Annotated in this window: 15 protein-coding genes and 1 tRNA gene; 2 read left to right on the top strand and 14 right to left on the bottom strand. The window is 35.2% G+C overall.

Annotation, left to right across the window (positions count from 1 at the left end):
• Positions 1 to 4 precede the first annotated feature (4 nt).
• Positions 5 to 844: an aldo/keto reductase gene (locus G6O70_RS02740; protein WP_057869852.1), complete on the top strand. Its 840-nt coding sequence runs from the start codon at positions 5 to 7 to the stop codon at positions 842 to 844.
• 448 nt (positions 845 to 1,292) lie between these two features.
• On the opposite strand, the gene G6O70_RS02735 is transcribed toward G6O70_RS02740, so the two are convergent.
• Positions 1,293 to 1,364, bottom strand: a tRNA-Asn gene (locus G6O70_RS02735).
• Positions 1,365 to 1,598: 234 nt separating this feature from the next.
• Between G6O70_RS02735 and G6O70_RS02730 the strand changes: the two genes are divergently transcribed.
• A complete protein-coding gene (locus G6O70_RS02730; RefSeq protein ID WP_057869853.1) occupies positions 1,599 to 2,099 on the top strand; it encodes an acyl-CoA thioesterase in 501 nt (166 codons plus the stop codon).
• A 14-nt stretch (positions 2,100 to 2,113) separates the two neighbouring features.
• Here G6O70_RS02730 and G6O70_RS12170 read toward each other — a convergent pair whose 3' ends face one another.
• The 13 genes from G6O70_RS12170 to yaaA form a co-directional block, all read right to left on the bottom strand.
• Complete coding sequence (locus G6O70_RS12170; RefSeq protein ID WP_258236153.1) at positions 2,114 to 2,236, bottom strand: hypothetical protein; 123 nt, start codon at positions 2,234 to 2,236, stop codon at positions 2,114 to 2,116.
• Between the two features lie 253 nt (positions 2,237 to 2,489).
• Positions 2,490 to 3,782, bottom strand: a complete 1,293-nt coding sequence (locus tag G6O70_RS02725) for an adenylosuccinate synthase (protein ID WP_057869854.1) — start codon at positions 3,780 to 3,782, stop codon at positions 2,490 to 2,492.
• A gap of 319 nt (positions 3,783 to 4,101) precedes the next feature.
• On the bottom strand, positions 4,102 to 5,487 hold the full coding sequence (gene dnaB / locus G6O70_RS02720; RefSeq protein WP_057869855.1) for a replicative DNA helicase: 1,386 nt from the start codon (positions 5,485 to 5,487) through the stop codon (positions 4,102 to 4,104).
• A gap of 32 nt (positions 5,488 to 5,519) precedes the next feature.
• Positions 5,520 to 5,969 carry a 50S ribosomal protein L9 gene (gene rplI / locus G6O70_RS02715; protein WP_057869856.1) on the bottom strand — a complete coding sequence of 150 codons (450 nt, stop codon included), beginning with the start codon at positions 5,967 to 5,969 and terminating at the stop codon, positions 5,520 to 5,522.
• 24 nt (positions 5,970 to 5,993) lie between these two features.
• Positions 5,994 to 7,997 carry a DHH family phosphoesterase gene (locus G6O70_RS02710; RefSeq protein ID WP_057869857.1) on the bottom strand — a complete coding sequence of 668 codons (2,004 nt, stop codon included), beginning with the start codon at positions 7,995 to 7,997 and terminating at the stop codon, positions 5,994 to 5,996.
• 364 nt (positions 7,998 to 8,361) lie between these two features.
• On the bottom strand, positions 8,362 to 9,129 hold the full coding sequence (gene pnuC / locus G6O70_RS02705; protein ID WP_057869866.1) for a nicotinamide riboside transporter PnuC: 768 nt from the start codon (positions 9,127 to 9,129) through the stop codon (positions 8,362 to 8,364).
• Positions 9,130 to 9,394: 265 nt separating this feature from the next.
• A complete protein-coding gene (gene rpsR, locus G6O70_RS02700; protein ID WP_057869858.1) occupies positions 9,395 to 9,631 on the bottom strand; it encodes a 30S ribosomal protein S18 in 237 nt (78 codons plus the stop codon).
• Positions 9,632 to 9,651: 20 nt separating this feature from the next.
• The gene (ssb, locus tag G6O70_RS02695) at positions 9,652 to 10,170 is read right to left on the bottom strand and encodes a single-stranded DNA-binding protein (RefSeq protein WP_057869859.1); all 519 of its coding nucleotides are present in this window, start codon (positions 10,168 to 10,170) and stop codon (positions 9,652 to 9,654) included.
• Positions 10,171 to 10,207: 37 nt separating this feature from the next.
• On the bottom strand, positions 10,208 to 10,495 hold the full coding sequence (gene rpsF / locus G6O70_RS02690; protein ID WP_057869860.1) for a 30S ribosomal protein S6: 288 nt from the start codon (positions 10,493 to 10,495) through the stop codon (positions 10,208 to 10,210).
• 191 nt (positions 10,496 to 10,686) lie between these two features.
• Positions 10,687 to 13,155, bottom strand: a complete 2,469-nt coding sequence (gyrA, locus tag G6O70_RS02685; RefSeq protein ID WP_057869861.1) for a DNA gyrase subunit A — start codon at positions 13,153 to 13,155, stop codon at positions 10,687 to 10,689.
• Between the two features lie 42 nt (positions 13,156 to 13,197).
• The gene (gene gyrB / locus G6O70_RS02680; protein WP_201779041.1) at positions 13,198 to 15,132 is read right to left on the bottom strand and encodes a DNA topoisomerase (ATP-hydrolyzing) subunit B; all 1,935 of its coding nucleotides are present in this window, start codon (positions 15,130 to 15,132) and stop codon (positions 13,198 to 13,200) included.
• Between the two features lie 51 nt (positions 15,133 to 15,183).
• Positions 15,184 to 16,308, bottom strand: a complete 1,125-nt coding sequence (recF, locus tag G6O70_RS02675) for a DNA replication/repair protein RecF (protein WP_057869863.1) — start codon at positions 16,306 to 16,308, stop codon at positions 15,184 to 15,186.
• Positions 16,309 to 16,311: 3 nt separating this feature from the next.
• A complete protein-coding gene (gene yaaA, locus G6O70_RS02670; RefSeq protein WP_083481931.1) occupies positions 16,312 to 16,539 on the bottom strand; it encodes a S4 domain-containing protein YaaA in 228 nt (75 codons plus the stop codon).
• Between the last annotated feature and the right edge of the window lie 220 nt (positions 16,540 to 16,759).

Raw genomic sequence — 16,759 nt, 5'->3', positions numbered from 1 at the left:
ATTTATGAAAATTCCAAATAGATTGTTGAATGATGGACACCTAATTCCCAAAATTGGACTCGGTACTTATCAAATTCGAGGTGGTCAAGGTATTGATCAAATTTTATCTGCTATTCAAGATGGTTATCGTTTACTTGATACATCTACCAACTATGATAGTGAGGGAATAGTTGGTGAAGCAATTCGTCGTTCTGGAATCCCTAGAGCTGATTTCTTTGTTACCAGTAAATTGCCCGGGAAATATCATCATTATGAAGACGCCTTAATGATGATTCAAGAATCCCTCTGTCGCATGGGGTTAGACTATTTTGATCTTTACTTGATTCACTGGCCGCTTCCAAAAAGAGACCTGTATACTGAAGCTTGGCGTGCCCTAGTGATGGCTAAAAAACTGGGATTTTGCCATTCAATCGGGGTTTCTAATTTTGAACCCGAGCATTTAGACAAAATTATTGCTGCCACGGGAGTTACACCTGCTGTCAATCAAATTGAAATTCATCCCTATTGGGTCCAAGAAAGAATGCTAGCTGAAAATACTAAACGTAAGATTATTACTGAAGCATGGAGCCCTTTAGGACGTGGAAATAGTACATTACAAGAGAATGTGATTAAAGATCTAGCTGAAAAGTATCAAAAAAATGCTGGACAGATCATCTTAAGATGGCACGTGCAACGTGGTATTATTCCAATTCCAAAATCTAGCAACTTATTGCATCAACGAGAAAATGCAGATATTTTTGATTTTGAACTATCGTCAAAAGAAATTACTACAATTAATAATTTATCTCGCAGTGACGGAAGAATAGACAATCAAGATCCAAATGAATATGAAGAATTTGAGTAATCTTATCAGAAGGTAACAGTGAAAAAAGAGTCAAAAATTAAAAAAGTGTTTTTGTAATAAGTATGTATTTGACATTAGTCAGGAAAATTTGAGTATTAACTCGAAATTGTGAATATCACGAGTTCTTTGCTATAAGTAATTCGAAGTTAACTGGTATATTTTGGCTTATGGAATATGTTTATCTGGAATAAATAGAGAGGGTGAGTCAAAAATTAACTTTTGACCCACCCTTTTTATTAGGCAGCACTTCATGATTAGCTGTTTAGCCTTTAATTAATTACACAGGCGTACACTAACTATATTTATAATTTTCTTTGAGATATAATGGCTAATTGATAACTATCGTGTTCTTTTTATAATTATAATTTAACTTTTCTCATTCGTTGATTCTCTAAGTTAAAATAAAAAAGCATCCTACTAAACACCAGTAGGATACTTTATGAGTTAGCTGCTCAGGTAGGGTTCGAACCTACGACCTCTTGATTAACAGTCAATTATTCTACCACTGAACTACTGAGCAATATTATTAGCATGTATATATTTATACCATATTCTACTTAACAAGTAAACATTTTTTGTCAAAAAATTATATTTTAGTTAGATAAATACTATCTATCTTTTAAAAGCAAAGTAAGTCACACACTTAATAAATCTTTATTCAAAATTATCAGTCAAAAATTACATGGATATCCACTTGAATTATTTTCTAAATTGCGTGAAGATATCAGTATACTAATCAAAGGAGGTTATTTCATTGACTAATAAATCTTCTATATACTGTTCACAAACTATCACAATAACTGAACATCGCATCTTAGTAAATGATTTAAATGAGCATCAAACCGTTTTTGGAGGACGTCTTCTTGAGCTTCTTGATGGTACAGCATCAATATCAGCTGCAAGAACTGCCCATAATAGTACGGTGACTGCAGCTGTCAACCAATTCGATTTTATTGCCCCATTAAAATTAGATGATTCCTTAATCATTAAGAGCTATGTCAGTGGCATTGGTAACAGTTCAATTGAAGTTTTTGCAAAAATTATTGGTGAACACCTAAATTCTGGTAAACGTTTCATAGCAGCTACTTCTTTTTTAACATTCGTTCTAACCGACAAAAAAATAGAATTACCTACTCTTGTACCACAATCGCCAGAGGAAGTTACAATTTGTAACTCATATTCTCAGCGACGGGCTGAATATAAAAAGAGTTCACTTGCATTTAAAACAATTGCTGACTCCATTTCACTTGAATAACTGCAATATAAGCATCAAATATCTAATTCTTGTTTCTTGACAACCTGTATTAGAAAGGCAACAGCCTCTTCATATGTACATGCACGTTGTTTCATTACTTCCTTAACTGCCGACTCAGTATCAACTTTATGAACCATTTTTACAACCTCTCAATCACCCTGATATTCGCCACTCCTAATATTCTATACCGTTTAAAACAAAAAAACGAGTACAAAGTATTCTCGTTTTAAATAATTTTAACTAATTTTTGTCTAGTATAAGCAGCTAGTAATTAATCCTTGAATCTTAACTTATAAGCTTCAATAATATAATAAAAAGCAATCGTCCAAGACAAGGTTTTACTTGTATTTGCGACTTTTGCTTTTTATTGTTTCATCTATTTACTTTAAATTATATTTTTGCCCAAATATTATCTAATACATTTGTTTGTTCACGATCTGGTCCAACTGAAAAAGTCGAAATTTTGACTCCGACAAGTTCTTCAATTCGATGAATATACTTTCTTACATTCTCAGGTAAATCCTCGAGTCGCTTACATTGCGTAATATCTTCACTCCAACCGGGCAAGGTTTCATATACAGGTTTGCACTGTGCTAGTTGTTTCAAACTTGCTGGATAATGATAAATCCGTTTTCCATCTAATTCATATGCTGTACAAATCTTTACCTCATCCAATCCCGTCAAAACATCAACACAGTTTAAGCAAAGATTAGTTAATCCCGACACACGTTTAGCATGACGCATTACAACACTGTCAAACCAACCAATTCTGCGTGGCCTCTTCGTAACAGTTCCATATTCATGACCTGCTTCACGGATAAAGTCACCAGTAGCATTAGCTAGCTCTGTAGGAAATGGCCCATCACCTACACGTGATGTATATGCCTTGCATACCCCAACAACCTTATCAATTTTTGAAGGTCCAACTCCGCTGCCGATTGTTACACCACCAGCAACAGGATTCGAAGATGTCACAAATGGGTATGTTCCCTGGTCAATATCCAACATTACACCTTGTGCACCTTCAAATAATACACGTTTTCCACTGTCCAAAGCGTCATTTAAAACTACAGAAGTATCAGTAACGTTATCCTTAAATTGTTGCCCATATTCATAATATTGTTCGAATATATCTTCAAACTTCAAAGGTTCAACCTCATAAAACTTAACAAATTCTCGATTCTTTTCTTCAAGATTCTGGCGTAACTTTTCTTCAAAAATCTCTTTGTCCAAGAGATCAGCAACCCGAATACCTACTCGTGCTGCTTTATCCATATAAGCTGGCCCAATTCCCTTATTCGTTGTCCCTATCTTTTGATCCTTCTTTGCCTTTTCTTGTAATCCATCCAAAAGGATATGGTAAGGTAAAATGACATGTGCACGATCAGAAATACGTAAATTAGAAGTAGAAATTCCTCGTTCTTTTAAATAACCCAATTCTTCAACTAATGACTTGGGATTTAATACAACACCATTACCTATCACACTGATTTTTGATTCATAGAATATCCCTGACGGAATCAAACGCAATTTATACGTTTCTCCATTAAAGACAATCGTATGTCCTGCATTATCTCCACCTTGATATCTTGCAATAACTTCCGCATTACGACTCAGAAAATCTGTAATCTTTCCTTTTCCTTCATCGCCCCATTGACTACCCACAACAACTACTGATGACATTTTTTTCACCTCATAAAATGATTTGAATATCTTACTTTTGTATTACCATCAACCTCGATAATTGTATCAGTAGCAGTTCTATTTTTCAAGTAAATTCCGAATATTATTATTATTAATCATTACTGACTACATTAATAACGAACTTTAAACACATGATGATATAAAATTTTTGCTTACCGCTTTATTTGTGAGCAGAGGATTCTTTTCATATTAAATACTTCAAAACAGTACTTTACACAAAATAAAAAGGAAAGATGATCTTAAATGATTAGTCACCCTTCCTTTATACAGATATAAACTTTTACTCTCTTCTCTTACCCTATCCCTGAGTTGGAATATAAGAGACCGAGGAAAATTTATTATAAGATTTTACAAATAACAACTTTACTGTTCCGCGTGCTCCAGAACGATTTTTTTCAATAATAACTTCAACTTCACCAACATCTTGAGTAGCTTCATCTGGTTTTTCACCCTCATCACCATCCGACTCTGAACGTTCGTAATAATCATCACGGTATAAAAAGGCTACTATATCCGCATCCTGTTCAATTGAACCAGATTCTCGTATATCAGATAAGACAGGTCTTTTATCTTGTCGCTGTTCGACCCCACGTGATAACTGTGATAAAGCAATAATTGGTACAGATAATTCTTTGGCCAGCTTTTTTAGCTGCCTTGAGATTTCTGAAACTTCTTGCTGCCGACTTTCTTTATTTGAACCCTCAATTAATTGTAAATAATCCACTACAATTAATCCTAATTCTCCCTTTTCTTTTGCTAATCTACGACACTTTGCTCTAATTTCAGCCATTTTAATACCTGGTGTGTCGTCAATATAGATAGATGCTTGTGAGAGCGACCCCATTGCTACAACTAATTTTTGCCACTCATCAGCTTCAAGTTGACCAGTTCTTAGATGATTAGCATTTATGCTACCCTCAGCACATAACATTCTATTGACTAATGACTCAGCACTCATTTCCAAAGAAAAAATAGCCACTGTACTATCCGTCTTTGTTCCGATATTTTGTGCAATGTTTAGAGCAAAAGCTGTTTTACCAACAGCAGGTCGTGCTGCCAAAATAATTAAATTATCTGGTTGTAACCCAGCGGTCATTTTATCAAGATCCGGATAACCCGTAGGCAATCCTGTTACTTCCTCATCTTGTTGATAGAGTCGATCAATCTCTTCCATGGTGCTGTTCAATACTTCGTTGATTGGCTTGAACCCAGTTCGATTTCTACGTTCTGAAACCTCCATAATTTGGCGTTCAGCATCATCTAATAGTGATGGAACATCATCATCTTGCGAATAAGTTTGTGTAACAATATTAGTAGCGGTTGCGATTAATCTTCTCAACAAAGCTTTTTCTTCAACAATTCTCGCATAATATGCTACATTTGCAGCGGTTGGAACGGCTGCTGCAAGTTCAGCAATATATGCAACTCCGCCAACATCATCAACTTGTTGATTAGCAGTTAAATAGTTATTGATTGTAATAACATCAATAACCTCATCTTGATTATTCAAATCAATCATTGCTTGAAAAATAATTTGATGTGCTCTTTTGTAGAAGTCTTCTGGCTGTAAATACTCCATTGCTTCTACAAGAGACTCTGAACGCAAAAAGACCGCACCCAAAACAGCTTGTTCAGCCCCGACATTCTGAGGAGGCAAATGATCAATCAATTCTTCGTTGCTCATAATCCATTCACCTTTCACCTGCTAAAATTAATTTATTGTTCTGCAATGTGCACTCTAATTTTTGCTGTAACTTTATTATGCAGCTTAACAGGAATATTTGAGTACCCTAATGTCTTGATTGGTTCACTGAGCTCCATCTTTCTTTTATCAATTTTTAATGAATATTGTTGTGTCAGTGCTTGGGCAACTTGCTTACTTGTAATAGAGCCAAATAATCGTCCATCTTCTCCTGCCTTAGCTTTCATTTCAACAACCATCTCACCTGATTCTAGTTTTTGCTTTAATTCTTTTGCTTCTGCAAAAATTTCGGCTTCACGCTTTTCCTCCGCTTTCTGCTGTCCCTTAAGTTGACTCATTGCCTGTGCAGTTGCAGATTTTGCCTTATTAGCCTTAATCAAAAAATTTGCATAACCATCAGGGACTTCCTTAATCTCCCCACGTTTTCCTTTGCCTCTTACATCCTGTAAAAAAATAACTTTCATAACTTAGCCCTCCAAAAATTTATATTAACTGTTTTCTTCAATTGCTCTTAACAACTCTTCTTTAGCAACATCAATCGTAATGTCTTTTAGCTGTGTTGCAGCATTGGAAAGGTGCCCCCCACCGCCAAGTTCTTCCATCACAACTTGTACATTTGCTTTACCATTACTTCTTGCAGATATCCCAATTTTTTCGTCTGAACGTCTTGTAACAACGTATGATGCTTCTACACCACTTACATTCAGCAACGCATCTGCTGCTTGTGCAGCAATCACTGAATCATATATCTTATCTTTTTCTCCAACACAAAGTGCAACCCGATTGCCAATAAATTCCACACGGTCAATCAAATGGTTCCTTTGTAAGAAATTATCAACATTTTCTTTCATAAAATGTTGTGCCATCGCTGAATCAGCACCAACCGACCGCAAATAACTAGCCGCATCAAAAGTTCTTGTCCCTGTACGCAAAGTAAATGACTTTGTATCAATTATTATTCCGGTCAACATTGCTGTGGCTTCTATCTTATTAATTGGTTCACTATCACGTGACTGATATTCAAACATCTCTGTAATTAGCTCACATGTTGAAGACGCGTAAGGTTCAATATAAACTAAAATCGGATTCTCAGGAAATTCTTCACCACGTCGATGATGATCAATTACCATCATTCTATTAGTCAATTTTTTGTACAATTCCTGACTGGTAGAGATTGAAGGTTTAGAATGATCGACCATTATTAACAAGCTTTGTTTCGTTGCTTTTTCGAGAGCCTCCTCAACAGAAATAACCGTTCCTTTTATCTCGGGATATTGTGATAATTCATCCATTAACCTAGTTACATCTGAATGAAGTTTCTCATTATCTAAGACTATCCAACATTTTTTCTTGTTCATTGCAGCTATTCTTCGTAAACCTAAACAAGCACCAATTGAGTCCATGTCTGGATATTTATGGCCCATAACAAAAATCTGATCTGTTTGACTCATAAGTTCTTGCAAAGCCTGCGCAATCATTCTCGCCCTAACCCTAGTTCTTTTTTCCATCGGATTTGTTTTTCCGCCATAAAACCGGGCTTGTCCTTCTGGAGTTTTTACTACAACTTGATCTCCACCTCTTCCTAAAGCAAGATCTAAATTATTCTGTGCAGTTTTTGAGAGAAGAGCAAGATCATCTTCATCATAAGAAATTCCCATGCTCAACGTCAGTGGAAGATTTTGTTTAGATGTTCTTTCGCGAATTCTATCCAATATCTTAAATTTATCTTCTTCTAACTTCTCTAAGACATTTGCATAAGCTAGGATAAAGAAATGATCGTCATCTATCCTCTTCAAATACATCTGGTACTTCTTTGCCCAATTAGAAAGTTCATTTGTCACATAGTTACTAATGTTCGAGACATTTTTATCATTCATTGTTTGGGTGACTTCATCATAATTATCAATAAAAATCTGACCAATTACCACATCAGTATCCTTATCATGTTGTTCAATCCTTGCATAGCGCGTAATATCCATTAAATATACCGCATGGATATCATTTTCAATTAACAATTGAAAACGATACTCACGCCATGAAACTTCAACGGGTTTTTTTTCTGCAACATACTTCTCCACTACCGCAGCTAATTCTTTATCTACAGTAGAGAGAACTTTGCCTAATATTTCTTCTTGACCAAAATACTTTTGCAGATAAGGGTTAACCCATTCAATTTCATTTGCTTCATTCAAAAACATAATCCCCACCGGCATTTTTATTAAAGATTCTTGTTCCCCTCTTTTTATCCGGTATGACAAATCAGAAATATATTCAGTAGTATCCTCAGTGATTGCTTTTAGAACAAAAAAAGAAACAATAATAGTTATTAAAACAAGCGTAGCTATGAAAATGCCCAAAATCCAATTAACTACAAAGGACATAACCGCACACACTAAAGATATCACTAACAGAAATATTGCAATAACACGCAATTTTTCATTTTTCATGAATGAAGGGAAATGTAAAAAATCCCTTGAAAAAAACTTTTTCAAAATATTCTCCCCGTTCCTTCAAATATTTTAATTATTAAATTGATTTTTCTTATAGAAAAATCTTGTCCATCTAAGATACGGACTGCGCCATAGACTTTGTTCCTTATTTTATCACAAACACAACTGAGATACACATTTCACTAAAAATGAAATCTTCATGCTATTTATTGATTCCACTAAAAAAGAGGCCGTATCAAAAAATAAATTTTGATCCAGCCTCTTCCTTGTTACAACTAAAATGTCATAAGTCAAAATTCTTCATCTAACCCCGAATTACCTATAGCAACACGCGCACTATGTTTGTATTTTCGAGTTAGTGCTAAAATCTTTTCGTCTCATGTCACTTTCTTCTTATATCAAAAACTTACTTAGTTTGTTCCGTAGTCTGAAACCAACCACGTTTACTAAAGAATGCATACATATCATTCAAGAAAAAGACACCATAACTAAAAATAAGTGCGAAATTACCATCACCTTGCAGCATTGTTTGCATCCACAATGCAATCGTAAAAATTGAACTTATCGTCCACACAAAATATTGTTCACGTTTCCGATTTAATTCCAATAATGAGCCTGTAATAGCCATTGCTAAGTTCAAACTATCTAAAAAGACACGTGGATCATTCGTCATGCTAAAAATATAATAGATAACTACCCAGGCCACGATAAAGAATAGAATATAATAAATCCAATCTTTAATATTCTCAAATTTTTCAGCTTGAATATTATCATTCCACTTAGGGTCAAGAATACAAAAAATATCCAAGAAAATTAAGTATCCAATTTGTTCCCAAGCGGTTGCATAGTTACCAGCCATGAAACCAACACTCGCTATACAAATTGCACTTAAGGCCCCTGCCCAACCCTGAATACCCGAACGGTTAGAAATACCTATAACACAAGCTACTGACAGATTTCCACCAATAAATGATAAAATTGATTGTGTTGGGGCGACACTAAATGATTGCAGTAATGAAAACACTTGTAATACAAAATTAAATAAAAGTAAACCATAGCTAAACTTTCCCCAGCCTTTGCACTGATTCAGCAACCAACTAAAATAATTATTCCTAAAAACATTCTTAGAATATTCTGGTAAATTTGATAAAACATCCACGTAACGATTAAACATGCTTCCATCCCTTTTCAATAATTTTAACATCTTTTTCATTCTCACCAAAAAAAGAGCCAAGAACATTTTATCATATTCTCGGTTCCATTCATACAACATATTGAACTTTTTCGAAGATAGTCACTATATGTTGTTATTTATAAAATTATAGGTCCTTTGATTAAAAAAGCAATTAGCTCAGAAGACACTTTTTAATTTGCTTTACATATTCATTTAAGATAAATTTGCCACAAAAAAAGATGCGGACTAGCCACATCTTTGCTTTTTAGTCTTCTGTTACAAATGGTAAAAGACCCATAATACGTGCGCGTTTGATTGCAATTGTCAAACGACGTTGGTTTTTTGCGCTAGTTCCAGTTACTCGACGAGGTAAAATCTTACCACGTTCAGAAACAAAACGTTTCAAAAGATCAGTATCTTTATAGTCAATATATTCAATATGGTTCGCTGCAATAAAGTCTACTTTACGGCGACGACGGCCACCTCTACGTTGTTGTGCCATTGTTTTCCCTCCTTGCTATCCTAAAATGGCAAGTCATCATCTGAGATATCAATCTGTTGGCCATTGCTGGCAAACGGATCGGCATCATTTGTATTATTGGATGAATTATTGTTATTGTTCATCACATTACCAAATGGATTATCTCCTGAATTTGACTTTGTTCCTTGCGAAGGACTAGAACTTTGAGAATTACTACTACCCTGTTGACGTTCAGATTGTGAACGTGATTCGAGTAATGAGAAGCTATCAACAATAACTTCTGTAACATAGACTCTATTTCCCTGTTGGTTCTCATAAGACCTTGTTTGAATACGCCCTTCTACGCCTACTAAAGATCCTTTGTGCGTAAAGTTTGCAAAGTTTTCTGCAGCTTTTCGCCAAATGACACAATTAATAAAATCAGCCTCACGTTCCCCTTGTTGGTTCGTGAATTGGCGATTTACAGCGATAGTAAATGTTGCAACAGCAGCACCACTAGAGGTATAACGCAAATCAGGATCTCTCGTTAATCGACCTACAAGTATAGCTCTATTAATCAAAGTTCTACTCCCCCTCTATAACTATTTATTTTCTAAATTAAGCTTCACGTTTAACGATCATATGACGTAAGATTGCGTCATTAATCTTTGCAAGACGATCAAATTCGTCGATTGCTACGGCATCATCAGCTTTAGCATTTACAATATGGTATGTGCCTTCTGTAAAACCACCGATTTCGTATGCAAAACGACGCTTAGACCAGTCTTTTGAATTTACGATTTCAGCACCATTATCTTTTAAGATACTGTCGAAACGTTCAACTAATGCAGCTTTAGCAGCTTCATCAATTGCTGGGCTGATAATATAAGTAATTTCGTATGTCATGACTGTATACACCTCCTTATGGACTGTTGGTTCTTAATTCTGTTAAGAACAAGGAAAGTAATCTAATGCTATTTCTAGTTAGATACTAACGAACAAACATTATATCATTTATAAAGTAAGATTACAAGGCTTCCAAATCTTTAATATGGTCGATACTTTTAAATACGCAAAATTATCAATTTTGACAAATATTAATTTTGTTCATTCTGCTCTTGTTCTTCTGCAATTTCTTCAGGAGCAACTTTTGCCATCGTTGAAACAAGTGCACCTTCCTCAACTTTGATAAGATGAACACCTAATGTGGCCCTTCCAGTTTCAGAAACACTATTAATATTAAATCTGATCATAACACCCTTATTTGTAATTAGCATAATATCCTCAGTACCAATAACTGTCGTTAAACCTGCTACTGGTCCATTCTTTTCAGTCACATTAGAGGTTTTTATTCCCTTGCCTCCACGACCCTTTATTGGATATTCTGAAGCCAGCGTTTGTTTACCAAAACCATTCTCACTAATTACGAAGACATGGCTATCTGGATACAAAATATCTGCACCAACTACATAATCATCTTGTCTTAGACGAATTCCTCTAACACCTGCTGCTAATCTTCCCATAGATCTAACATCACTTTCAGAGAAACTAACAGCATATCCTAAGTGCGTTCCGATTATAATATTTTTATCTCCATCGGTAATTAAAACACTAATTAGTTCATCATTTTCTTTCAGAGTAATTGCCTTTAACCCATTACTTCTAATATTTGAAAATTCACTAACTGATGTTCGTTTTGAAATTCCTAAACGTGTAGTAAAGAACAGATACATCTCTTTCGTCTTCATATCACGAGAAATATTTATTACTGCCTGAACTTTTTCTCCCGAATCTATACCCAATAAATTGATAACAGGTATCCCTTTTGCAGTACGTCCATATTCAGGAATTTCATAGCCCTTCATCTGGTAGACTTTTCCCATATTTGTAAAGAACAAAAGCTCATCATGTGTAGAAGTATTAACTAAATGTTCAATAAAATCATCATCATGAACTCCCATTCCTTGAACACCTCTGCCACCTCTACGTTGTGCCTTAAATTCACTTGTTGCCAATCGTTTAATATAGCCATTATGTGTAAGTGCTATTACAACATCTTCTTCTTCAATTAGATCTTCATCTTCAATGCTAAGCACTTCTCCCACCAATAATTCAGTTCTGCGCTCATCACCATATTTTTCTTGAATTTCCAGCAATTCTTGATAGATGATCTCATCAATTCTTTCATTATGCGCAAGAATATCTTTATAATCCGCAATAGCTTCAAGAAGCTTGTTATACTCATCTTCTATCTTCTCACGTTCCAAGCCTGTTAACCGAACCAAACGCATATCTAAAATGGCTTGAGCCTGCTTATCAGATAACTGATAACCCTCTATTAACTTAACCTTAGCAATTTCTCCACTCTTAGAACTACGAATAATATTGATAATTTCATCAATGTGGTCAAGCGCAATTCTTAATCCCTCTAAAATATGAGCTCTTGCTTGAGCTTTCTTTAACTCAAATTCTGTCCTACGTCTAATAACAATTTCCTGATGTTCAAGATAGTATTTCAGAATTTGTTTCAAACTAAGAATTTTAGGTGTTCCTTTGACAATTGCGAGCATATTAAAGCCAAATGTCGTCTGCATCAATGTTAATTTGTATAAATTATTCAAAATTACAGAGGCACTCATGTCTCGTCTAACATCGATTGAGACACGCATTCCTTCTCGATCTGACTCATCACGAATATCCGTAATTCCCTCAATCTTTTTATTCCGAGCTAATTCGGCAATTCTTTCAATCAGTTTCGCCTTATTAACCATATAGGGCAGCTCATTAATAATAATTTGTTCACGTCCATTTGCCGACTCTTCTATTTCAACCTTGGCTCTAATTGTGACAGTTCCCTTACCAGTTTCATAAGCCTTACGAATTCCAGATTTACCTAAAACAATCCCGCCTGTAGGAAAGTCTGGTCCCTTTATTGCTTCCATCAAATCAGCTGTTGTTGCATCTGGATTCTTCATTAAAATATGTAGTCCAGAAATTACTTCTGCCAAGTTATGGGGCGGAATATTAGTGGTCATCCCTACCGCAATCCCGGTCGCACCATTAACTAACAGATTGGGAAACCTTGCTGGAAGCACAACAGGTTCTCTCTCTGATCCATCATAATTTTCCGTAAAATCAATTGTATTTTTATTAATATCTCGTAGCATTTCAGTTGCAATCTTACTCATTCGTGCTTCTGTGTAACGCATTGCAGCTGCACCATCCCCATCAACAGATCCAAAATTACCATGTCCGTCAACAAGCATGTACCTATAACTAAATTCTTGTGCCATTCTGACCATTGATTCATAAATTGCAGAATCTCCGTGGGGATGGTACTTCCCCATAACATCCCCCACAATTCTTGCAGATTTTTTATATGGCTTATCAGGAGTTACCCCCAACTCGTTCATGCCATATAAAATTCTCCGATGAACTGGCTTCAATCCATCACGTACGTCAGGTAATGCACGAGCTACAATTACACTCATTGCATATTCCATAAAAGATTTGCGCATAATCCCTGATAAATCAGAATCTTTAATTCTATTTGGAAGATCCACCAACGTCTATCCCTCCTAATTTTCTAAATATTTCCGGGGAAATATCTATACATCCAAGTTATCAACAAAGGTTGCATTTGCTTCAATAAATTCACGTCTTGGTTCAACTTTGTCTCCCATCAACATTTCAAAAACTCCATTTGCTTCTTCTGCATCTTCAAGTCTAACTCTTAACAAACGTCTATTTTCTGGGTTCATAGTTGTTTCCCATAATTGCTCCGCATCCATTTCACCTAATCCTTTATAACGCTGAATAACTGGTTTTGGTGATGGCTGTAACTGACCTAAAACTTCATCTAGTTCAGTATCTGTATCAATATACTTAATTAATTTACCTTGACGGACTTGGTATAACGGTGGTTGGGCAATATAAACAAATCCCTTATCAATCATAGGACGCATAAATCTATAAAATAGTGTCAATAATAATGTACGAATATGTGCACCATCAACATCGGCATCTGTCATTATTATTAATTTATGATAATTTGCTTTTTCAACATTAAATTCCTGCCCAAATCCAGTTCCTAAGGCAGTAAATAATGATCTAATTTCTTCATTAGCTAATATTCTATCCAATGTTGCCTTTTCAACATTTAAAATTTTACCCCTAATAGGCAAAATTGCTTGTGTCAATCTTGAACGTCCTTGCTTCGCTGAACCACCCGCAGAATCACCTTCGACAATAAATAATTCTGAAATTTCCGGATCTTTACTCGTATTATCAGCCAATTTTCCAGGTAAATTACTAATTTCTAAACCATTTTTTTTCCTTGTAACTTCACGTGCTCGTTTAGCAGCAATTCTTGCCTTAGAAGCTAGTAATCCCTTATCTACAACTCGCCTAGCAATTGTTGGGTTTTCCATCATAAACTTAGAAAAATGTTCAGCAAACATTCTGTCCGTAACTGTTCTTGCATCAGAATTGCCTAATTTTGTTTTCGTTTGTCCCTCAAATTGTGGATCTGGATGTTTGATACTAACAACTGCTGTCAAGCCCTCACGCACATCTTCACCGGAAAGATTATCTTCATTTTCTTTCATCATTCCACTCTTGCGTGCGTAATCATTAATCACCCTAGTTAACGCAGTCTTAAATCCAGCCTCGTGTGTTCCACCTTCATACGTATGAATATTATTGGTAAATGTCATTAAATTAGAATGGAAATCATCTGTGTACTGTAAGGCAACCTCAACCGTGATGCCCTTTTGCTCGCCCTCTACATAGATTGGCTCGTCAAATAGAACTTCCTTTCCTTTGTTAAGAAATTCAACATAATGCTTTATTCCACCAACATAATGAAATTCTTTTGTTTTAGGATTTTCTTCACGATTATCAGTAATTGTAATCTTTAATCCTTTATTTAGAAATGCAAGTTCTCGTATTCTTGTAGTTAATATCTTAATATCATAAACTGTTGTTTCTAAAAAGATATCTGGATCCGGTAAGAAGTGAACCTTAGTTCCATGCTCATGTTCACCGCATTCACCGATAACTTTCATCTCATGGTTTACTTTTCCTCGTTTAAAATCAATTGCATAGATTTTACTGTTCTTCTTAACTTCAACATCAAGAGTCGTTGACAAAGCATTTACAACAGATGCTCCAACACCATGAAGACCTCCAGAAACTTTGTATCCACCGCCACCAAACTTTCCACCAGCATGTAAGATTGTGTAGACTATTTCAAGTGCGGGTCTTCCTGTCTTTGTTTGAATATCGACAGGTATCCCCCTCCCATTATCTATAACCGTTATACTATTGTCGGCTTCAATAGTTACATTAATCTCGTCTGCAAATCCTGCTAGTGCCTCATCAATACCATTATCTATAATTTCCCATACTAAATGGTGTAGCCCTTGTGAGCTTGTTGACCCTATATACATTCCTGGGCGTTTTCTTACAGCTTCAAGTCCCTCTAGCACTTGAATTTGACTAGCGTCATATTCTTTTGCCTGTGCTTCCTTGACCTCTTCCATTTCGTTATCTGTCAACTTTAATCCCTCCAGCTTTTCATTATAAAGACAATATTATCTAAATTCCTCGTTTTTTATATTTCCAGCTTCAATCCTGAATACTTTAGGATCTTTTATTAACTTCCTTGTTACCTCACTCATACTAGGCGTTGTTAAAAACGTCTGCACTCTATCTTGAATTGCACGCAGTAGCTGTGTTTGGCGAGCTCCATCAAGTTCCGATAAGACATCATCTAATAATAATATTGGATATTCGCCTGTTTCGTTTTTCATCACATCAATCTCAGCTAATTTTACAGCTAAAGCAGTCGTCCTCTGCTGACCCTGTGAGCCAAAAACTTGGACATTTTTCTTATTAATTAAAAATTGAACATCATCCCTATGCGGTCCATACAGCGTTGAACCTTGAAATATTTCTTTGTTTTGATTAGTTTCGTACAGTTTTTTTAAATCAGTGTATAATTGCTTAACATCTTTTTCATAAATATTTTCTACACTAGTATCATAGTTGAACTTTAATTCTTCTTTTTGGCCTGTTATTTGAGCTTGAACACCTTGAGCATACTTCTCAAGTTCATCTAAAAAAATAATTCGCTTTGCTATAATTTCTGCCCCAAAAGCTGCGATTTGATCAGATAATACTTCCAACAAGACTAAATCTTTCGCCTTTTTCAACTGAAGTTGTTTTAAATAATGATTTCTTTGTTTTAAAAGTACGCGATATTGGCTCAAATTATATAAATAATGTGCGTCTATTTGCCCAAATTCCATATCAATAAATTTTCGCCTAACTGCTGGTGATCCCTTAACGAGTGCCAGATCTTCTGGAGCAAATAAAATAACGTTCATTTGACCAATATATTGTGACAACTTTGCTTGTTCCAGATGATTTACCTTTGCTTTTTTGCCTTTTTTACCCAAAAAGAGTTCAAGTTTTAGTTTGCTCAACTTACGTTCCAATATTCCTTGAATTAAAGCCTCATCTTTTGCAAAATTTACCAACTCACGTTCATTATTAGTACGATGACTTCTTGCCATTGCTAGAACATAGATTGCTTCAAGTAGATTTGTTTTTCCTTGTGCATTTTCGCCGATTAATACATTAATTTGTGGCGAGAATACTAAATTTACATCACGATAGTTACGAAAATTTTTCAGTGTCATTTCTTTTAGATACATAGGCTACTTTGCCTGTTTTGAACGCATTAAAAATTTTCCTACTGACGGGATGCTGACTTGATCACCCGCATAAAGTTTCCGACCTCTTCGATTGTCTTGTTCCCCGTTGACCCAAACCTCATTTTCTTGCAAAAACCATTTTGCCTGACCACCAGAATCAATTATTGAAGCTATTTTTAACATTTGCCCCAAAGTAATATACTCAGTTTTCAGAAGAATTTCATTATCCAACAGATTTCACCAACTTCCTCATTTAACTTCAATTATAAACTTTTCTTTTACAAATAACAATCATATAAGGGCCTATTATCCGTTATAAGCTATTTTAAGGTCCATTAATATAAAGAGACTATCTATGGCTTAAAACCCATAGATTTGTATTTTTTGGCTTTCTAAGACTACTTTGAACAAACTAAAAAGGAACAAGCTATTAACTCATTCCTTCTTAATT

Source organism: Liquorilactobacillus hordei DSM 19519 (assembly GCF_019443985.1).
Lineage (GTDB): Bacteria > Bacillota > Bacilli > Lactobacillales > Lactobacillaceae > Liquorilactobacillus > Liquorilactobacillus hordei.
This window is presented reverse-complemented; position numbering and strand designations above follow the sequence as displayed.